The organism is Cognatundibacterium oligocarboniphilum (assembly GCF_013377855.1).
GTDB classification, from domain to species: domain Bacteria; phylum Pseudomonadota; class Gammaproteobacteria; order Burkholderiales; family Burkholderiaceae_D; genus Undibacterium; species Undibacterium oligocarboniphilum.
Genome location: NZ_JABXYJ010000004.1, coordinates 81,517 through 101,222, shown reverse-complemented (window position 1 = coordinate 101,222; position 19,706 = coordinate 81,517). Strand labels below are relative to the sequence as shown.

Sequence of the window (19,706 nt, the reverse complement as noted above, 5' to 3'; positions counted from 1 at the left end):
TTGCATGATCTGCGGCGTCATGGCTCATCCGGCATCGAGCGCACCGCAGATTCAACGCCTGTGCATTGTAAGCGCAGAATCCGGATTTTACCCATCGCAGTCTGCGGCAGTATTTTCATAAAAAAAACCCCCGCAACTGCGGGGTCTGGAGAAACGCGATACCGGCAAGCGGCGCCGCAATACTCAGCTGGTCATCGTCATCAGGCTGGCGTTACCGCCAGCTGCGGTGGTATTGACGCACAAAGCACGCTCGGCGACCAGTCGCCACAAAGGAATTTCCTGGTGATCGCTGGTTTCGACGACGGAAACAATGGCGCCATCCATGGCCGCAAAGACAGCCTGATACGCATGCAGCTGACCACCTTCAATCAACGCCAGTTGCGCACCACAGTGCTGGGCTTCACCGGCACGCAGATGTGCGCGTACTGCTTCTGGCAGACTGGCTGGCAGCAATGTCATGGTAGCGGATGGCAACACGGCGGTATTTCCGGTCGCGAGGCAGGCGGCAAGCTGATTCACCAGGCAAGGCAGTTTGTCTGCGCTACAAAAAACCGCTCCGCGCGGCACGAACGACAGGGTGTTTCTCTCGCCGGTCGGACCAGGCAGGACCTGCGTGATCTTGTATGGACTCTGATGCGCATAGTGTTCGCCCAGCTCGGCAATTTTCTGCAGGCCCTCTGCATTAGCCCACACCATCAGCGCATTCAGCGCCGCAGGGGTCTGGCGTTCGTATACGGTGTGTCCGCCAATATCGGCCTGGGCTGTACGTTGCAGACGTTTCAGATATAGCGGGCCACCGGCTTTCGGGCCAGTGCCGGATTTTCCTTCACCGCCGAATGGCTGCACACCGACTACCGCACCGACGATATTACGGTTCACATACATATTGCCGACGTGGGCGCGGCTGGTGATGAAATGGATGGTTTCATCAATACGCGAATGAATGCCGAGCGTCAGGCCGAAACCGGTGGCGTTGATCTGCTCCACCAGTTGTCCCAGCTGGTCGCGGCGAAAACGCAGGATATGCAGTACCGGACCGAACACTTCTTTTTTCAGCTCCGACAGATCGGCAATTTCCATGACGGTCGGCGCCACAAACGTTCCCTGCCGGCAGTCGCTTCCCAACTCCAGGCTGTAAAACGATTTGGCTACGCCTCGCATGTGGCGGATGTGGTTCAGCAGGTTGCCCTGTGCTTCGGCATCAATCACCGGGCCGATATCGGTTGCCAGCCGGTCGGTCTGGCCGATGCGTAATTCCTGCATCGCACCATGCAGCATTTCTATGGTTTTATCAGCGATATCTTCCTGCAGACACAGTACCCGCAAAGCGGAACAACGCTGACCCGCACTATCGAATGCAGAAGACAGCACATCGTTGACGACCTGCTCCGGTAAGGCGCTGCTGTCAACGATCATGGCATTTTGTCCGCCGGTCTCGGCGATGAGCGGGATATCAATGCCTTCCGCAGCGGCGCGTTTGGTCAGCGTCCGGTTGATGATCTGCGCGACTTCCGTAGAACCCGTAAAAATCACTCCTTTCACGCGATGATCTGCCACCAGTTCGGCACCGACGATCTCCCCGGTGCCGGGCAGGAATTGCAGCGCCGCACGCGGTATGCCGGCTTCATGCAGAATTTCCACTGCGCGGAATGCAATCAGCGGCGTTTGTTCTGCCGGCTTTGCCAGCACCACATTGCCGGCAGCCAGCGCTGCACTGACTTCGCCCATGAAAATCGCCAGCGGGAAATTCCACGGGCTGATGCACACCACCGGGCCTAACGCCTGGGTGTTGGTGTGCGATTCGATCTGGGCGGCGTAATAGCGTAAGAAGTCCACCGCTTCGCGCACTTCTGCCAGCGCGTTCGGCAGGGATTTTCCGGCTTCGCGAATGGCGAGCCCCATGAAATCCAGCGTTTGCGCTTCCAGCAGGTCGGCTGCTTTTTTGAGGCAGGCGGCGCGGGCTGAAGGTGCGGTGGTCTGCCATTCGAGCGCAAAATGCGCGGCATCGGTCAGTGCCTGTTGCACATCATGGCTGTTGGCTTCAATCACTTCACCGACCCGGTCAAGCTGGTTGGCAGGATTCAGTACCGGATGGCTGGCGCTGGCGGTGCTGTCAGCAGCAAGCAGTGGCGCAGCCTGCCATTTGCGTTCAGCCGCAGAAGCAAAATGTGCTGAAATTTTCTGTAATGTCAGCTCATTGGAAAAATCCAGCCCGGCAGAATTTTTTCTTTCCTGTCCGTACAGATCATGCGGCAGCGGAATCCCGGGATGCGCTTTCCCGCCGAGTTCACGTGAAACAGCCAGCGGATCGGCGATCAGTGATTCGATGGAAATACTTTCATCGACAATCTGGTTCACAAAAGACGAATTTGCACCATTTTCCAGCAGACGGCGCACCAGATAAGCCAGCAGCGTCTGGTGTGAACCGACGGGCGCATAAATACGGCAGGGCTTATTCAGGCGGTCTTTGCCGACCACCTGATCGTACAGAGTTTCTCCCATGCCATGCAGACACTGGAATTCATAGTCGGTGATGCCGGCGGATTGCGCCCAGGTGTAAATGGTGGATAAGGTCAGCGCATTATGGGTGGCGAACTGCGGGTAAATCACATCGGTCGCTGCCAGCAATCTCTGCGCACAGGTCAGGTAAGACAAATCGGTGTACACCTTGCGTGTATAGACCGGATAACCGTCCATACCATCGACCTGAGCCCGCTTGATTTCGGCATCCCAGTAAGCGCCTTTGACCAGACGGATCATAAAACGGCTGCCGCTGCGGCGCGCCAGATCGACCAGATAATCGATCACAAACGGGCAGCGTTTCTGATACGCCTGCACCACGAAGCCGATGCCCTCAAAACCTTTGAGATCGGCATCGAATGCCAGTGCTTCCATCAGATCGAGCGACAACTCCAGCCGGTCGGTTTCTTCGGCATCGATATTGAGACCGATGTCGTAGTGTTTGGCAAGCAGCAGCAGCTTTTTCAGCAGCGGCAGCAGTTCTGTCATGGTGCGCGCACGCTGCGCGCGACTGTAACGCGGATGCAGTGCCGACAGCTTGACCGAAATACCCGGACCATCCTTGATGCCGCGACCGGCCGATGCCTTGCCGATGGCATGAATCGCCGTTTCGTAAGCCTGATAATAAAAAGCCGCATCTTTGGCGGTCAGGGCGGCTTCGCCCAGCATATCGTAGGAATAGCGATAGCCGCGTTTCTCATTGTCCTGGCTGTTTTTCAGCGCTTCTTCGATGGTTTGACCAGTCACGAACTGGTTGCCCAGCATCCGCATCGCCAGATCCACCCCTTTTCGGATCAGCGGTTCGCCGCCTTTGGCGATCAGTCGGGTCAGCGCTGCGCCAAGCCCCTGCTCACTGTTGGTGGCAACCAGCTTGCCGGTTACCAGCAAGCCCCAGGTAGCTGCATTTACAAACAGTGACGGCGATTCACCCAGATGTTTGCGCCAGTCGCCGCGGCTGATTTTGTCGGCAATCAGCCGGTTTGCCGTTTCATGGTCGGGAATCCGCAACAGAGCTTCTGCCAGACACATCAGCGCCACGCCTTCTTCCGATGACAGCGAAAATTCGTGCATCAGCGCATCCACCCCGGAAGCCCGCGTACGTTGCTGGCGCACCGAAGTGACCAGGGTGTGTGCCAGTTGCGCAACATCTTTTTGTAACGAGGGATAAGGATGGACTGCATTTAACAGCCATTGTACGGCCTCAGTTTCATCCCTGCGGTATGCAGCGGTAATTGCCGTTCTGAGAGTTCCCTGGTCGGGCAGCAGCTCTGTCTGCAGAGCGGAAAATGGCTTGGAAGTGTTAGGCACAGAAGTTGCATCCATAGAAGAATAATGAGAACAAATATGATTTCATTGTATAGATGCTCTTTGATGATTAATTCTGGAAATCTGAACACATATCGAAATTTTCTTTTTTGTGAGAAAATAATCCCGAATTTTATTAATTCCCTTCTGATCAATTTTTGACTTCTTATGCTCGACAAAATCAGTAAAAGAATTCTGGCCGAATTACAAAATGATGGCCGCATCAGTAACGTAGAACTGGCGACACGGGTTAACCTCTCTCCTGCCGCTTGTCTGGAACGTGTGCGCAAACTGCAGGAATCTGGTTATATCCTCGGCTATACCGCACAACTGAACCCGCATCTGCTGGATGTGGCGCTGCTGGTATTTATCGAAGTCGTGCTCGACCGCACAACGCCCGACGTGTTTGATGCGTTCCGGCGCGGCGTGCAGGCTATTCCCGAAGTACTCGAATGCCACATGGTGGCGGGCGGCTTCGACTATCTCGTGAAAGCACGGGTCAAAGACATGAACGCCTATCGCGATTTCCTCGGAAAATCCTTGCTGCAACTGAGTGGCGTCCGCGAAACACACACCTATGCCGTGATGGAAGAAGTCAAAAACACCAGTTGCCTGCCGATCAAATAAATTTTCCCGCGACAGTCAAGGTGTCGCGCTGATCTGCAGTACACTGAGCATGGACATTGTTGGTATGTCGCCGGAAAAAAATCCGGCGTATCTCGATAGTGAAACACCCATGAAAAAACGACTGGAAAGACTCGAAGCCGTACAGAATGCGGTGCTGGAAATCAGCAGACTGTCTGCTGCCTGCAGCGATATCGTCAGTTTTCTGCAGTCTGTCCATCAGATCACCGGCCGCATCATGTATGCGGCCAATTTTTATGTGGCTTTATTCGACCATGCCACGTACAGCGTGCGCTATGTGTATGAAGTCGATGAATTCGATACGCCGCTTGATCCCGAACAGCGCTTTCCGCTGGATTCGCCGGAGGCATCCCCGACCGCCTGGGTGATCCTGAACCGTCGGCCCCTTGTGATGACCGCCGAGGAGGACGCAGCCCGTGAGCGGGAAAACAAAACCTGGGGCTCGGGCACCCGTGCAGAACATTGGATGGGACATCCCTTGCTGGATCATCAGCGCCATTCGCTCGGCGTGATGGTGGTGCAGAGCTATGACCCCACTCATATTTATACCGAAGAAGATCAGAAAATTTTCGGACTGATTGCTGCCCATGTCTCGGCAGCCTTGCAAAGCTTGTTCAGCGTTGACCGGCTGGAGCAGGCTGTGCGGGAACGTACCCTGATGCTGGAACATGAAATTGAGGAGCGCAAAAAAGCCGAGACTCTGCAAAGAGTGTTATTCCAGATTGCAGAACTATCGGTGCAGGCATCGGAAGACGATCGGAAATTTTCCCGCCTGCACGAAATCATCAGTCAGCTGGTACCTTCCAAAAATTTTATGGTGGCGCTGTTTCATGAAGACAGTCAGGAATTCAGCATTGAATATTCGGTCGATGAAGTCGATGGAAACAGCGCACTGGGAAAGCGTTTTCCGCTCGGTTCAGGAATGACTTCGTATGTGATACAGAACCGGCAGACACAGCTGATCAACCGTGCGCAGTTACTGGAAATGATCGATAACGGCACGATCCTGGCATTGGGGAGTCTGGCTGTTTATAGCTGGATCGGTGCGCCGCTGATTGCCGCTGATGTCGTATATGGGGTCATCATTCTGCAAAGCTACGATGCAGCCGTGACGTATTCCGAAGCAGATAAGGACCTGATTGAATTTGTCGCACACCATGTGGCGGCGGCATTTGCCAGAATGAAGGCCGATGAAAATAACCGTATCGCCAAAGAACAACTGAAGCTGCAGAACGATGCACTGAACCAGATGCTGACTGCACTGAAAAAGGCACAAAAAGAATTGGTGGATCAGGACCGGTTGGCGTCATTAGGACGTCTGGTGGCCGGTGTGGCGCACGAGATCAATACGCCGCTTGGAATTTGCGTGACAGCTGCCAGTCATATCGTCGAAGAGCTGGCGCTGGTGCGCAAGGAACTGGAACAGGAACACCTCGATGAATCTGGTCTGAACCAATTTTTTGATGTGTTGGACCAGTCGCTGCGGATTCTGATGACCAACTGTCTGCGCGGCGCGGCGCTGGTCAGAAGCTTCAAGCAGGTCGCGGTGGACCAGTCTTCGGAAAGTATCCGCGAATTCGATTTGCGCGCTTATCTGGATGAAGTGCTGCTGTCGCTGCAGCCCAAGCTGAAAGGCCATCAGTATAAGGTGCGGATCGACTGTCCGCCCGGCATCCTGATGCGGACTTATCCCGGAGCCGTTTCGCAGATACTGACCAACATGCTCACCAATTCACTGATGCACGGTTTTGAAGGGCGCGATGAAGGGTATATCCTGATTCGTGCTCACGCCGAGCAGGACACTGTGCACATGACGTATGCTGATGATGGCATCGGCATGAGTCAGGCTGCGCTGGAAAAATTATTTGAGCCGTTTTACACCACCAAGCGCGGCCAGGGTGGCAGCGGACTTGGTGCGCATATTTCCTACAATCTGGTGACCGGACCGCTGGGCGGAACTTTGAATGCCAGCAGCAGCCCGGGACAGGGGCTGACTTACCAGATGCAGTTTCCCCGTATCCGGACTGCACTCTCGTCTGCTTCACGAGCCGGCAGAGTGGATGGCGCTGCATAACACTCCCGCTGCAAGAGCAGTCCCGTTGCTGTCAGTGCGGTTTAATCAGGATACATGGTATTAATCGCCAGCGCCTGATCCACATGTCGGATCAGGATATGTACGTATTGAGGATCAAGATGCGTGCCGGCGACTTCCTGCAAATGTTTCAACACGTCTTCAATCGGCCATGCCGGCTTATAGCAGCGTTTCTGAATCAGGGCATCGAAGACATCGGCGACGGCGACGATGCGTGCAAACGGATGAATTTCCTCACCCTTCAGCCCTTGCGGATAGCCGCTGCCGTCGAATTTTTCATGATGCTGGTGCGCGATGACGGCTGCGGCGCGCAGGATAGGGCGCTGCGAGCCGTCCAGAATCGACATGCCGACATCCGGATGCTGTTTCATGATCTCCCATTCTTCGGCATTCAGCTTACCCGGTTTCAGCAGCACGGCATCCGGAATCGCAATTTTACCGATGTCATGCATGGGTGCTGCCTGCCGCAGGATGGTGGCATGATCGCTGTCCATACCGGATTCGGTGGCTAACATATGGCAGACTTCCGCCATGCGGCGCACGTGGTTGCCAGCCTCGTGCGAGCGCGACTCCACCACATCGCCGAGACGCATGATCAGCTCGCCCTGGGTATCGGTGATTTCCTGATTCAGCAGAATATTGTCGAACGCAATCGCCACGCCGGACGAAAAAATTTCCAGCAACTTGGCATCAACTTCAGACACATCATGCACACCCTGCAGCACCAGCAGCGAGGTTTTGCCGCTGTTGTTCGGAAAGTAGCCGACATAGGTATCGCCGTACAGGCGCGAGATGCGGTTAATGCAGGTTTCGTTCAGCTGCGTCAATAATTCCGGTGTAAAAATCGGTTCTTCATTTCCCATGTCACCGATGCGGGCAATGACTTCGTATTTATTTTCTTCCGAAATCCCCGAAGCGCCGCGTAATCTGACCAGCATGCTGTTTTCAAGCTGCAGCAGGGCGACCACCTGCTGCAGCAGGCCATGCGCAAAATCATACAGATTGCGCTGTTTAAAAATATGGCTGGAGGCTTCGATGACTCTTTCCAGTCCCTCGCGGTAGGTGGACTGGAAGCGGCGCGCCTCTTCCACCGTCATGATGTCGCGGTAGCCGCGCAAGGCGGCAAAGGTGGTGGTGAACAGCTTTTTGCGGTCGAGCTCGGTTTTTTCCTTATAGTCATTGATGTCGTATTCCACAATGACGCTTTCTTCCGGCGCCTGGCCCGGCTGGCCGGTGCGCAGGACGATACGGGTGAAATAATTACTCTGATCCTGCCGCAGCCAGCGTGCGACTTCCAGCCCGGCATTATCGTTTTCCATCACCACGTCGAGAAACACCAGCGCGATATCCTGTTCGCGTGCCAGAATTTCTTTTGCTTCTTTGCCGCTGTAGGCATCCAGAAATGCCAGCGCCCGCCCATCCAGCCGGAAACGGCTCAGGGTCAGCTTGGTCACGTCATGGACATCTGGCTCATCATCGACCAGCAATACTTTCCATGGAGAGAGTCGCGGTGTTTCCGGCTTCAGGAAGGACATATTTTTTCCGATCTGTTCAAACAGTGCTGAAAAAAGTAGCGGATTTTTTCATTTTAGACGCTGGCTATGAAAGCGGACACAGTAATTTAATCAAGAGGGCGCAAAACCGGTCGGTCGTTGTTATCGCGCCTTGTTGCACCAGATGTACTGCTCCTGTGGTACTCCACCTGACCAGGATAATTCTGCGCCAGTCCGGTGCGTTTTTAAAAGCCATTTTTATGAATTTTTACCATCTGCAACATTTCCATATGGAAATGTTGAGTGCTATCGCTATTTGCCGAAATACGGCCGATCCCCTTAAGATGAGACGATTTTATCAACCAGCAGAGGAAGAAATTGATGGATCAGCAATTTGAAGACGGTCTGCAGATTCGCAAACAGGTCATGGGAGAGGAGTTTGTTGCCCGGGCATTCAATCAGAACGATGCATTTACGGCACCGTTACAGGAGTTTGTAACGCGCAACGCCTGGGGCACGGTCTGGTGCCGTGACGGGCTGGAACTCAAAACCCGTAGTCTGGTGACCATCTCCATGCTGACGGCACTGGGCCGGGCGCATGAAATCAAAGGTCATGTGCGTGGAGCGGTGAATAATGGCGCCAGCATGCAGGAAATTCAGGAAGTTTTGTTGCATGCCAGCGTGTACTGCGGTATGCCACTGGCGATTGATGCTTTCCGTTCCGCACACGAGGTGCTGAAGGAAATGGGGCAGATTGCTTAATTCTGTCCGCCTGGTACCAATAATGATGTATTGTGCAATTCTCCTGCGCAGAGTGCTGGCTGGCTTTAGCGGTGACTGTTTTTTACCGATTCCAGCAGACCGGACAGCCGGCTGTTATCCACCCCCTGTTGTTGCAACAGGGTTTCCAGCGCTGGTAGCAGCGGACCCAGCGTGTCGCTGAGTATGGTATGCACGGTATCGACGATCACCTGGGTGCTGCGTTCGATTTCGATATTCAGGGCCGCACCCACGGTCTTTTCTGCAAACACGGTCATGCGCAGGGTTTCCGGAATCAGCCAGATTTCAAACCAGCTTTCGGCACGGTTGACTTCGGCAATCGTCAGGCTGGCGCCGTTGACGGCGATATAACCCTTGGCGAAGATGTAGCGCAGCCATTCGGGTGGAACAGCAATACGCAGCACATAATTATTGTCAGTCTGACGGATGGCCGCCAGCCGGGCGGTGAAATCCACATGGCCGGATAAAGGATGGCCGCCGATTTCAGCACCATCGCGCGCGGCGCGCTCCACGTTGACCCGGCTGTTGTGGGCATAGCTGCCCAGCGTGGTGATGTTCAGGCTTTGCTGCATCACATCGAAATTGGCAGCGTTTGCCCCGTGCAACTGGGTGACCGTCAGGCAAACGCCGTCGACAGCGACGCTGGCACCGATCTCCAGGTCTTTGGCAAAGCCTTCGGGAAATTCAATTCGGAAACTGCGCAAGCCCGGCAGGTCTTTGATGTCTGCGATATGGGCAACGCCCTGAACAATGCCTGTGAACATAAAATTGCCGATCAAAATTTTAAATCAGACGTGATTGTAAAGTAATCACCCCGCTACGGGGCAGAACGCTGCGCAGTGTTGCCGGACGGCGCTCTCAGGCAGGATTGAAGAGCGTCGCCGGATCGATCATGGCCAGCGGCAGTTCGACGATGAATGCCGCGCCCTGCCCCGGCGTACTGACACAATGAACCCGCCCTTGCTGTGCTTCGCTGAGTTTTTTAACAATCGATAAACCGAGCCCGCTGGAATGTTCGCCCGCTGTCGGAGTCGGGGACAGGCGCGAAAACTTGGTAAATAAATGCGTCTGGTCTTCTGCCGACAGGCCGGGACCTTCGTCCTTGATTTCCAGCCGCCCCATGCCGTCCTGCTCGCTCAGATGCAGCCAGATATGCCTGCCGGGCGGCGAAAACTTGATGGCATTTGACACCAGGTTATCAATAATGCGGGTGCAGGCGCTGACATCGCCCCGGATCATCACGGCACGCCCGGCATGGATCACGGCACGGAGTCCTTTGGCTTTCAGCATCTCTTCATATTGCTGTGCGGTTTCGTTGAGTAGTTTGCCCAGATCGATCGTTTCCGGCGACAGATTCAGTTGGCCGGATTCCAGCGCATTCACATCCAGCAGATTCGTCACAATATGCATCATGCGTTCGCCGCTGGTACTGATGCGCTCACAATACTGCTGTTTTTGCGGTTCTGACAGCTGGTGCCCCATGTTGAGCAGTAGCTTGCTCATGCCGATGATGCTGGTCAACGGATTTTTCAGGTCATGCGCGGCGATGCCGAGAAATTCATTTTTCTGCTTGTCCAGCACTTCCAGTCGCAGCACCGCTTCGTCCAGTTCAGCGGTCCGCAGCTGCACTTTTTCTTCCAGCTCGGATTCGGCCTGCTGCGACAGTCTCAACATTTGCCTTTGCACTCTGGAGCTTTCCTTCTTAATCAGGCTGATGCGGTAAGCCTGCGCCAGTGCCAGCAAAATCACTTCGATCGCAGAACCGATCTGGAAGCTGTAATCGGTGATCCAGCTCGGTTCAATGATACCGAGATTGCGCAACGGCACCAGCGATACGCCGGAAATCCATGCCGCAGACGCTGCCAGTACGATATAGCCAGGCGCATAACCGCGCAAACCGGACAGCAGGCAGACCGGCAGGTACAAAAGAATCTGCGCCAGACCGACTGACTGCGCGATGGCGGCAATCTGCGGGTTATAACCGGCCAGGACAAAGCCGATCATCACCAGTTCAAACAGCTGGATACCCCGAAACAGCAGATACGTGCGCGGCATCGTCGTTTTGAGGTGCATAAAACTGGAAATAAACAGCGATGAACTCAAGACTATGGTCTGCGAAGACAGCGCCGGCACTATATCGACCAGCCAGGGCCAGTCCGGTGCCACATACATCGCCAGATGTCCGTTGACGCTCATGCCAGCTGCCAGCGTGCTGAGTGACAGCATCAGATAATGCAGCATGGAGATATCGCGATAACTGATCATCAGCAGTGCGTTGTAGACAATCATCGCCAGCATGATGCCGTAATACATGCCCATCATATTGGACCTGTAATTGGAAGATTCGGCAAACCGGTCCCGCGCCCATAGCGTCGCTCTCAGGAACACCGAGCTGGTGCTCTGTATCCGCAGATATACCGTGGTGACGGCGGTGTCATCGAGTTGCAGCGGGAACACGGGGTAATGAAACCGGATTTCCTGTTCGGAAAACGGAATGCGGTCACCGGCCCGGCGCATGCGGATACTGCCGTCCTGCGCTTGCTGATACAGACGAATATCGTCCAGCATAACCGGTGTGATTTCCAGCATCCAGTTCCTGATAATGCTCTCAGGTGTGCGCTGCAGATCCAGCCGCAGCCAGAACACGGAATTGCTGTAGCCAGCGCTGAGATTACTGGACATGGGGCGGAAGCGCTGGTTGATTTCCGGTTTCAGAATATCTCGGATATCCAGTGTGCTGGTTTTGTCTTCCAGCATCTGAAAATGGGATTGCAGCGATATTTGCTCCTGCCGGTCATCCAGCCTGAGTATGCCGGCAGTGGCATGGGTGGCGATGCCCGGCAGCAGCCACATCAGAAATATCAGCAGGCATAACAGATGACGCGGGAGAGTCGCTGGTCGCATGGTGATGAATGAGAGTAATCTGTTCCGCCTTCTATACAGCCCGTGTCTGCCGGAAACCCTTCAGCAGAGCGGGCTTTCCGGCCGATGGTCAGACTGTCTGAATCCAAGAAGAATACATACCGCAGCCTATCAATTTTTGTCCGGCTGTGCAATTCTTCAGCGCATCGCAGTGCCGGTTTCAGCTGTCGTCGTCCATATTGTTTTGTTCCAGTTCCGCCACCAGATTGGAGTGCGTCATGCTGGTCAGGTTGTCGCGCAGCCACTGATGCGCCGGATTGCGGCTGTCACGCTCATGCCACAGCATATCGATATGTACCTGCGGGGTTTCAAACGGCAGCTCTTTCCAGATCAGCGCCTCGGTCATGCCGGTGGCACTGATCAGGTGGCGCGGCAGGACGGTGATCAGATCGGAATGCGCAACCACCCTGCCACCGGTAAAGAATTGATTGACGGTCAGCAGGATATGCCTCTCCCGCCCCATCTTTGCCAGCACTTCGTCAATCAGTCCGTGCGCCCGGCCGGAAAAGCTCACCAGCAGATGACGGGCGGCGCAGTAGTCATCCACCGTCAGTTCAGAACCGGCCAGCGGATGGTCGCGCCGCATGACGCAGACATAACGTCCGGAATACAGCCGCTCGTGCCGGATCGGACTGTTACCCGCGGCTTGACCGCCTGACAGTTGGGCCACCACGCCGGGGAAAAAGCCGACGGCGATATCGATATCGCCGCGCAGCAGCATCGGGCGCGGCTCACGGGTTGTTAACGGCACCATGCGCACGTTGATGCCGGGCGCATCGTTCTGGATTGAACGGACCAGGGTCGGCATCCAGAGCGCGGCAGTTGCATCCGCCATCGCCATCCGGAAGGTGATTTTTGTCTGGGAAACATCAAAGCTGTCCGGGGCGATCGCCGATTCCAGGCTGCACAGCGCCTGGCGGATCACCGGCCACAGCGCTTCCGCGCGCGGCGTCGGTTTGACACCATAAGCAGTACGGATCAGCAATTCATCATTCAGGGAATAGCGCAGGCGCTTCAGTGCATTCGATACCGCAGGCTGGGTCATTGCCAGCTTATCGGCTGCCCGCGTCAGATTCTGTTCGATCATGACGGCATCAAACACACGCAATAAGTTCAGATCTAATGTCAGAAAGTTCATTCTGATGGTCTCCACATATTGTCTTCATATATAGCGTTCACTGCAATTATTCACAAACGATATATTAATTATAGGAAATGGAAATTGGGATTATATGTTGCAATGCAATAATATGGCGTTATTCCGTAAAGTCAAAGTAAAAAGAAAACATCATGAACTTCTTAAATATCGCCTTCCCCGCTACCAGCGCCCTGCCTGTTGCCGAAGCTGCCATCAGCACAATGATCGCCTCATTCCGTCCATTGCTGGGTCTGGGCGTGCTGACCACCATGCTGGTCGTGTTCAAGCCGTTACTGGCAGGTATGCTGCGCGCCTTGAAACTGGCTGTTTTCCCGAATAAGACCCGCGAAGAAAAATCCGCACTGCGTAATCTGCGCAGCATGCTGGCCGTGCGCAATATTGCCAATGACCTCGACAGCACATCGCCGAATATGGCGGCAGAATTGCGTGCACTGGCTGCCCGCGGATAAATGAAAAATTTCGCACAAGCCAGATCATATCCCTGCTTTTGCAATGCAACAAATTTTTGCCTGCGGAGATAAAACGATGTCAGCTTATGTTTCTGTTCTGCCACAGAAGATACCGCGTCAGATTGCAGGTTCCAAAAGCCTGGCATCCATGCTGCCGACCATGCTGAGTACCGGCGTGATCACGCTGGTCGCAACGGCCGTCATGCGCCTGCTGTGGCTGGGTTTCAGCAACGATTTTTTCGGTGCCTGGATGGAAGCGTGGCTGACCACCTGGCCCATCGCGTTTCCGGTCGCGTATATGCTGCGTCCTATGTTGAACCACGTCAGCCGCAGCATGAGTCAGCCGGTTGTGCCCATTGCTTTGCCGGTTCGTCAGGGACTGATGGTCAGCGATATCCCGCATGCTGCTGCAGAAGCGACCCGGATCGCTGGTTTACAAGTCAAATCTTTGTCTGCAAGTCGTTACTGAAAACAATACTGCGGAGACGGCAACCACCACATTGCAATTGCTAGATTGAAGCCGTGCTCTGTGCGGCTTTTTTTATGACTGTTCCTGGTGGGGATATAAGTCCAGAACTGATTTTTTCCGACGCTGGGGCGTTGCAGTACGCCGGTGTCTGATTTAACGTGCCCGGCCGACGAAGGTCACTCCCATCTACTATGTCCCAATCCTGGTGACTCAGTGTTCTAATTATTTGGGGCGATACGATGCCCGATGATCCGGCCACGAGGGTGGCTGCTGAGAATCAGGAATCGGGATATAGAAGTTGGCATCTCTCGCTGCACGATCTATTTGTCCGGCGTGCGGCATCATGTCAGAAAGTCCTTCAACAGGCTGTGTCCGTCTTGACTTTCCCTTGTCCGCGGCTCGCACAAATACCACACAAAGACAGTGAATGTTGATGCAATGCATAGCCACGTTCTTTCGCAACTTCTTCCTGACGACGCCCGATTTTAATATCGACAAACTCCTCGACCTTGTGCCGTATGCCGTACAGATCAAGTGATCATGATGGCTGCCCTTATTCAATTCAAAGACACCGGGGCCGGATTCAAACTGACGGCGCATCAGGATTTCCGCTTTCGCAAATTGCACCAGCCCCCCCGGTAGATGGTCGCCAGGCCGACATCGATTTTCTCATCCAGCAAGGAGCGATACACATTCTCGGCAGCCAAGGGTTTGTTTTTGCCTTCATGGGAAAACTGCAAAATGCGCAAGCGCGGCAGAGTCGCCTTCAGACCGGATGCCCGCAGCTCTTGCGGAATATCCATTGGTTTGCGCATCATATATTTTGATTAAAAGTACTTCTGTTCGTGTTTCCAGGCATTAGCAGTTCACATTGATACGGGCACGGCGCTGTCACTCGAATCGCGCAATCCATTTTTAAATGATACTAAGCATGGCATTTATGTGCAGCGGTGAAAATAGAGAACAATATTGTTGCAAATAATAATGATTCTTATTTATAATTTGTGCATGCGCTTATTTTCTCGATTATCCGCTCCAAACGAAATGCCCGATAAGTGCCAGCCGGCGGCTGATCATGCAATTGCTGGTGGTCCTGCATGTGGACGGATCACGAGCGCGGAACTTCCCGGCCACCGGCGCGAATTGAAGATCGTGCATGACGGGAGAGTTTACCGGCTACGACTGACGCTGAATGGAAAGTTGATCCTCACCAATTAAAACCAACCGATCGTCGCACAAGCCTGCTGTCGCCAGCCAGTGCATCCAAAAGAAAGGAACACTGTGCTGCACAAGACTACTTCTGCTTCCCGCTCTACGGGCGCCTCTGCGCCCATGCTATCCAAGCCGCTGGCTTCCGCCTTGCGTATGGCCTTCGCGGGACTATTGACCACCGGAGTGATGAGTCACGGTCACGCCCAAACCGCGCCAAAACAAGAGGGTGCCGGAGATGTAACAACTCTCCCCGTAGTGACGGTCACTGCGAGACGGCCTGACGCGCTCTCTCTGCCTTATTCCGGCGGTCAAGTTGCGCGCGGTGGAAGCCTTGGCATGCTTGGCAATGTAGATTTTATGGACGTTCCCTTCAGCATGACCAGCTATACGGAGCAGGCCATACGCGATCAGCAAGCAAAGTCTGTGGGAGATCTATTAACCGTGGTCGACCCATCCGTCCGTGACGTGGTAGGTCGGGACAATCTGTACGAAGCCTTTACGATCCGCGGCTTTCGGGTTACGAACGACGACGTGGCCTTGAACGGTCTGTATGGCCTTCTTCCCAAGCACATGGTGAGCACGGACGCTCTGGAGCGCATCGAACTGCTCAAGGGGCCGAGCGCGCTACTTAACGGCACGCCACCGCGCGGCAGCACGGGGGGCAACATCAACGTCGTGACCAAGCGTGCGGGTGCCGATCCGTTGACCCGTCTGACTGCGGAATACGCATCCGATTCCCGTTTCGGCAGTCATCTGGATTTGGCTCGCCGCCTGGGTGAGGACAAACAGATCGGCATACGTATGAACGTTGCTTATCGAGATGGACGTCCGCCGATCGATCGGCAAAAGGCGAACAGTGGGGACATGTCCCTGGGGCTGGACTACCAAGGCCAACGGCTTCGGCTATTTGCCGATCTGCTGTATCAGGCCGACACCATCCATGCTCCCGAGCGTGGCTACTTTCTGGCCTCGGGAGTCGGCCTTCCTTCCGTTCCCACCCCCGGCATCAATACCAGCCAGTCGTTCGATTACTCGAAGACGCGCGGTACGACTGGGATGGTGCGGGCCGAATACGACCTCACCGATCGCATCGTCCTGTTCGCAGCCACCGGCGCCGCGCAGTTCAATCAACGCAGGTTGGACTATCAGAACGGCACCCAAATCCTCGATGCCAACGGTGGCGGGCGCGTGGCGTCGGTATCCCAAGACGCCGACTATGGGTCGAAATCGAGTGAAGCCGGAATCAGGAGCAAATTCAGGACTGGAGCGGTTGACCACAACTTGAGCATCGCGGCGAGCAGTATCAGCCTGGATCAAGACTTGGGGAAAACATCGTACGCCAGCTTCCTGACGAACATTTACGCGCCTGTCCTGTTGGCGCAGCCGACAGCCATTGCGTCTCCCTTGTCCTCCTTCTCGAAGAAACGCGCATCCGAAACCTCGCTGTCGGGGATCGCCATCGCCGACGTCGCCTCTTTCGCGGACGGCTTCCTACAGGTCTCTGGTGGCATCAGGCACCAAAAGATCAAGGTCGATAACTTTTCAGGAACGACCGGCGCGATCACTTCCCAGTACGACCAGAGTGCAACCACGCCCATGGTGGGCGTGACCCTGCGCCCGAACAAGTCACTGGCCTTCTACGGGAGCTATGTCGAGGGCCTCACCCAAGGACCTACGGCCCCAGGAACCAGTGTGAATGCAGGACAGATATTCGCGCCCTACAGGACGAAGCAGGTCGAAATTGGCACGAAATACGACTTCGGCACCTTGGCGCTTACCGCAGGCGCGTTTCAGATTTCCACGCCGAATGGCATCACGAACCCGAGCACGGGCGTGTTTGGCGTAGACGGCGAGCAACGCCACCGGGGGATCGAAATCATGGGCTTTGGCGAGTTGACACGCAACCTGCGCTTGCTCAGCGGCGTGACCGTGATGGACCCCAAGTTGACGAAGACCGCAGGTGGCAGCACTGACGGCAACCAGGCCGTGGGAGTGCCGAAGGTTCAATTCAATCTTGGCCTTGAATGGGATGCCCCATCCATACCTGGGCTGACGTTGACCGGTCGCACCCTCCACACCGGCTCCCGATTCCTGGATGCGGCGAACAAGGTGCAGATGCCGAGCTGGACCCGCTTCGATGCAGGCGCGCGGTATTCCACCAAGGTCGCTGACACCCCCGTCTCGCTCAATCTGAACATCGCGAACCTGTTTAACCGCAAGTACTGGGAGTCGAACACGGCGGGCTACATGAGTGTTGGCGCCCCGCGGACCATTAGTATCACGGTATCGGCTGATCTTTAACGACATCGAAAGGAATTGACATGACCAAGTCATATATGCGTACACCTGCCGTCCATATTCTCAGCCGTTCGGATCTGGTTGACATCGAGCTTCCTCCGGCGGACGTGATCCGGCTCGTAGAGGATGCTTATTTGTTCTACGCCAACGGAGAGTCCCGTTGCCCGACGAAACTCATGATGGAACTTCCCGATGCGCAGCGGGACGCGGTTTCTTATTCGATGCTCGGTTACGACGGCGCTCTCCAGCAGCTCGGCTTCAAGACCTCCTATCGCCAGGGCACCGATAGCGCAGAAAAATACTATACGACGATCAGCCTCTATGACGACACAACCGGATTACCGTTCGTGTTCATGGATTGCCACCGTGTCGGGGGCTCCCGCACGCCGGCAACGACGGCGATCATCGCCAAGCACTGCGCCAAGGAGAATGTCCAATCGGCGTTGATGATCGGCACCGGAGCGCAGGGCATCAACACGCTGCCCTATCTCCTGACCGCGCTGCCTTCCCTCAAAACCCTACGCCTGTTCGGCACACATCCTGACGGGATCGCCGCAAGTCTTTCGACCTTTGCCAGGTATTTTCCCGATCGCGAGATCGAACTGGTGAAGGACGTGCCCGCTGCTGTCGCCCAATCCGATATCGTCGTCGTGGCTTCGGGACGCGCCGCTCATCCCAAGATCCAGACCAAGTGGCTGCCACCCGGCGGCTTGCTCATTTCGGTCGCCAGCAAGGGTGTGGAGGCCGGCGCACTGCTGGACGCCGACTACGCGATCGCGACGAACGAAGGGCAGATGGGCGTCACCGGAAAGCGGCTCGCCGGCTCCGGCGACGAAGCCCGTATCGATGCCGAGCTGCCCGACATCGTGGCCGGCCGCAAGCCGGGGCGACGATCGCAAGAGGATAGGGTGTTCGCATTCTCGAGCGGAATGATCATCACGGATATTCCCGTCGCGCATGCCCTCGCAACCAGAGGCATTGCCGCAGGCCGCGGCAAGCGGATCGAACTATGGAATTGACCACCAACTCGATGCGCGCCTGCGAACGGGCCTGGGCCGTTGACGCCCGACAGGACATCGCGCTGCTCGACCAGATTACCCGCGCGGTGGACGGCCCCTTCCACCTCGTTCACCCCGAGAGTTTTGCCGGGAATCTGTCGGACTTTCAGCGTGTTCTGCGGGACCGCAACATCGCGGGGCAAGTCTATTTCGGCAAGAAGGCCAACAAGGCAGGAGCGTGGTTGCGCGAAGTGGCAAGGCTCGGCGGCGCGGTCGATGTCGCCAGTAAACCCGAGTTCGTCCATGCGCTTGCCAACGGCATCCGCGGAGAAGACATCGGCGTCACGGGCGCGGCCAAGAGCGACGATCTGTTATGGCTGGCCTGCCGCCACGGCGCGATCGTTGCCATCGATGCCCTGGACGAACTGGAGCGCGCGATTGCCGTTGCAGCAGGATCGAACACGGAAAACGTCTTGCGGATCCTGCTGCGCGTGCTTCCACCTAACAGCCCCAATAGCCGCTTCGGGCTGAATCAGGACGATCTTCTCGCGGCGCTTCAGCGCTGCGCGGATGCCCGCCGGCACATTTTGATGGACGGTTTTTCCTTTCATCTCGACGGCTACGCGGTGGCGCCGCGCGCCGAGCTGGCTGCCGCGCTGATCGACCGGTGCGTGGCAGCGCGCGGCCAGGGCTTTCCCTGCTCGTCGGTCTCCATCGGTGGTGGTTTTGCCTGCAGTTACGTCGAAGAGGACGATTGGCGCGTCTTCAAGGAAAGGCTCGATCCCGCCCAGTTCCATGCGGGAAAGAGCTTCAGCCATTTCTATCCTTATTACCAGTCGCCCACCGGCGCGGCGATGCTGGATGCGATCTTGCAGACGATAACTGAAACAGGAGGCGGAACGCTGGCAGCCAGGCTCATCGCTGCCGATGTGCAGCTCTATCTGGAACCGGGACGGGCGCTGCTCGATGGCGCGGGAATGACAGTCTTTCCCGTGCAAGGCTTCAAGCGCAATGCGGAGCACGGGATCGTGACTGTCGCGGGCCTCTCCATGAGCCTATCGGAGCAGTGGAAAAACAGCGAGTTTTTGCCGGCTCCCTTCCTGGTGCAGCGCGGACCGGCGCGTCCGCAAAATCCGGTGTGCGCGGTGATCGGCGGTTCCAGTTGCATGGAGTACGACGTACTGACGTGGCGCAAGATCACGTTCCCCGCCGTACCCCGCCACGGCGACCTGATCGTTTACCCCAATACCGCTGGTTATCAGATGGACAAGAACGAGAGCGAGTTCCACCAGCTCGCTCTGCCGCCCAAAATCGTCGTGAACCAACACGACGGACGCTTCACCTGGAGAATAAACCAATGATCC

Annotated in this window: 14 protein-coding genes and 1 pseudogene; 9 read left to right on the top strand and 6 right to left on the bottom strand. The window is 55.7% G+C overall.

The annotated features are described in order from the left end of the window. Positions 1-183: 183 nt before the first annotated feature. Positions 184-3,843: a trifunctional transcriptional regulator/proline dehydrogenase/L-glutamate gamma-semialdehyde dehydrogenase gene (gene putA, locus HV832_RS07765; protein ID WP_176802997.1), complete on the bottom strand. Its 3,660-nt coding sequence runs from the start codon at positions 3,841-3,843 to the stop codon at positions 184-186. Positions 3,844-3,993: 150 nt separating this feature from the next. Here putA and HV832_RS07760 point away from each other — a divergent pair, with 150 nt between their 5' ends. Together HV832_RS07760 and HV832_RS07755 are read left to right on the top strand one after the other, a co-directional pair. After that, a complete protein-coding gene (locus tag HV832_RS07760; protein WP_162019528.1) occupies positions 3,994-4,452 on the top strand; it encodes an Lrp/AsnC ligand binding domain-containing protein in 459 nt (152 codons plus the stop codon). Between the two features lie 49 nt (positions 4,453-4,501). Next, a complete protein-coding gene (locus HV832_RS07755) occupies positions 4,502-6,544 on the top strand; it encodes a GAF domain-containing sensor histidine kinase (RefSeq protein WP_223827169.1) in 2,043 nt (680 codons plus the stop codon). A 41-nt stretch (positions 6,545-6,585) separates the two neighbouring features. On the opposite strand, the gene HV832_RS07750 is transcribed toward HV832_RS07755, so the two are convergent. Further along, positions 6,586-8,097 (bottom strand): HD domain-containing phosphohydrolase, encoded by a 1,512-nt coding sequence (locus HV832_RS07750; RefSeq protein ID WP_176802996.1) that lies wholly within the window; start codon positions 8,095-8,097, stop codon positions 6,586-6,588. Between the two features lie 339 nt (positions 8,098-8,436). Here HV832_RS07750 and pcaC point away from each other — a divergent pair, with 339 nt between their 5' ends. After that, positions 8,437-8,817 (top strand): 4-carboxymuconolactone decarboxylase, encoded by a 381-nt coding sequence (pcaC, locus tag HV832_RS07745; protein ID WP_176802995.1) that lies wholly within the window; start codon positions 8,437-8,439, stop codon positions 8,815-8,817. 65 nt (positions 8,818-8,882) lie between these two features. On the opposite strand, the gene HV832_RS07740 is transcribed toward pcaC, so the two are convergent. The 3 genes from HV832_RS07740 to HV832_RS07730 all read right to left on the bottom strand — a co-directional run bounded on the left by HV832_RS07740 (position 8,883) and on the right by HV832_RS07730 (position 12,895). Then, the gene (locus HV832_RS07740; RefSeq protein ID WP_176802994.1) at positions 8,883-9,599 is read right to left on the bottom strand and encodes a riboflavin synthase subunit alpha; all 717 of its coding nucleotides are present in this window, start codon (positions 9,597-9,599) and stop codon (positions 8,883-8,885) included. 94 nt (positions 9,600-9,693) lie between these two features. Next, on the bottom strand, positions 9,694-11,739 hold the full coding sequence (locus HV832_RS07735) for a sensor histidine kinase (protein WP_176802993.1): 2,046 nt from the start codon (positions 11,737-11,739) through the stop codon (positions 9,694-9,696). 178 nt (positions 11,740-11,917) lie between these two features. Next, the gene (locus tag HV832_RS07730; protein WP_176802992.1) at positions 11,918-12,895 is read right to left on the bottom strand and encodes a LysR family transcriptional regulator; all 978 of its coding nucleotides are present in this window, start codon (positions 12,893-12,895) and stop codon (positions 11,918-11,920) included. Positions 12,896-13,047: 152 nt separating this feature from the next. On the opposite strand from HV832_RS07730, the gene HV832_RS07725 reads away from it, so the two are divergent. Then, entirely contained in the window at positions 13,048-13,365 is a 318-nt protein-coding gene (locus HV832_RS07725) for a hypothetical protein (protein WP_176802991.1), read from the top strand. Positions 13,366-13,441: 76 nt separating this feature from the next. Beyond that, positions 13,442-13,834, top strand: a complete 393-nt coding sequence (locus HV832_RS07720; RefSeq protein WP_176802990.1) for a DUF2798 domain-containing protein — start codon at positions 13,442-13,444, stop codon at positions 13,832-13,834. Between the two features lie 358 nt (positions 13,835-14,192). Here the strand turns inward: HV832_RS07720 and HV832_RS07715 are convergent. Beyond that, a pseudogene (locus tag HV832_RS07715) lies at positions 14,193-14,637 on the bottom strand (transcriptional repressor). A 181-nt stretch (positions 14,638-14,818) separates the two neighbouring features. On the opposite strand from HV832_RS07715, the gene hemP reads away from it, so the two are divergent. The 4 genes from hemP (at position 14,819) to HV832_RS07695 (ending at position 19,703) form a co-directional block, all read left to right on the top strand. Further along, the gene (gene hemP / locus HV832_RS17585) at positions 14,819-15,052 is read left to right on the top strand and encodes a hemin uptake protein HemP (protein WP_218131992.1); all 234 of its coding nucleotides are present in this window, start codon (positions 14,819-14,821) and stop codon (positions 15,050-15,052) included. 330 nt (positions 15,053-15,382) lie between these two features. Beyond that, the gene (locus tag HV832_RS07705) at positions 15,383-17,347 is read left to right on the top strand and encodes a TonB-dependent receptor (RefSeq protein WP_176802989.1); all 1,965 of its coding nucleotides are present in this window, start codon (positions 15,383-15,385) and stop codon (positions 17,345-17,347) included. 20 nt (positions 17,348-17,367) lie between these two features. Then, positions 17,368-18,363 carry an ornithine cyclodeaminase family protein gene (locus HV832_RS07700; protein WP_218131991.1) on the top strand — a complete coding sequence of 332 codons (996 nt, stop codon included), beginning with the start codon at positions 17,368-17,370 and terminating at the stop codon, positions 18,361-18,363. Next, positions 18,354-19,703 carry a type III PLP-dependent enzyme domain-containing protein gene (locus tag HV832_RS07695; RefSeq protein WP_176802988.1) on the top strand — a complete coding sequence of 450 codons (1,350 nt, stop codon included), beginning with the start codon at positions 18,354-18,356 and terminating at the stop codon, positions 19,701-19,703. Before HV832_RS07700 ends, HV832_RS07695 begins: the two co-directional genes overlap by 10 nt. The last annotated feature ends 3 nt before the right edge of the window (positions 19,704-19,706 follow it).

Coding starts and splice junctions, on each gene's coding strand:
- putA (WP_176802997.1), bottom strand. CDS start 3,843: ATGGATGCAACTTCTGTGCCTAACACTTCCAAGCCATTTTCCGCTCTG.
- HV832_RS07695 (WP_176802988.1), top strand. CDS start 18,354: ATGGAATTGACCACCAACTCGATGCGCGCCTGCGAACGGGCCTGGGCC.
- HV832_RS07740 (WP_176802994.1), bottom strand. CDS start 9,599: ATGTTCACAGGCATTGTTCAGGGCGTTGCCCATATCGCAGACATCAAA.
- HV832_RS07750 (WP_176802996.1), bottom strand. CDS start 8,097: ATGTCCTTCCTGAAGCCGGAAACACCGCGACTCTCTCCATGGAAAGTA.
- HV832_RS07760 (WP_162019528.1), top strand. CDS start 3,994: ATGCTCGACAAAATCAGTAAAAGAATTCTGGCCGAATTACAAAATGAT.
- HV832_RS07755 (WP_223827169.1), top strand. CDS start 4,502: ATGGACATTGTTGGTATGTCGCCGGAAAAAAATCCGGCGTATCTCGAT.
- HV832_RS07735 (WP_176802993.1), bottom strand. CDS start 11,739: ATGCGACCAGCGACTCTCCCGCGTCATCTGTTATGCCTGCTGATATTT.
- pcaC (WP_176802995.1), top strand. CDS start 8,437: ATGGATCAGCAATTTGAAGACGGTCTGCAGATTCGCAAACAGGTCATG.
- hemP (WP_218131992.1), top strand. CDS start 14,819: ATGATTCTTATTTATAATTTGTGCATGCGCTTATTTTCTCGATTATCC.
- HV832_RS07705 (WP_176802989.1), top strand. CDS start 15,383: ATGCTTGGCAATGTAGATTTTATGGACGTTCCCTTCAGCATGACCAGC.
- HV832_RS07725 (WP_176802991.1), top strand. CDS start 13,048: ATGAACTTCTTAAATATCGCCTTCCCCGCTACCAGCGCCCTGCCTGTT.
- HV832_RS07700 (WP_218131991.1), top strand. CDS start 17,368: ATGACCAAGTCATATATGCGTACACCTGCCGTCCATATTCTCAGCCGT.
- HV832_RS07730 (WP_176802992.1), bottom strand. CDS start 12,895: ATGAACTTTCTGACATTAGATCTGAACTTATTGCGTGTGTTTGATGCC.
- HV832_RS07720 (WP_176802990.1), top strand. CDS start 13,442: ATGTCAGCTTATGTTTCTGTTCTGCCACAGAAGATACCGCGTCAGATT.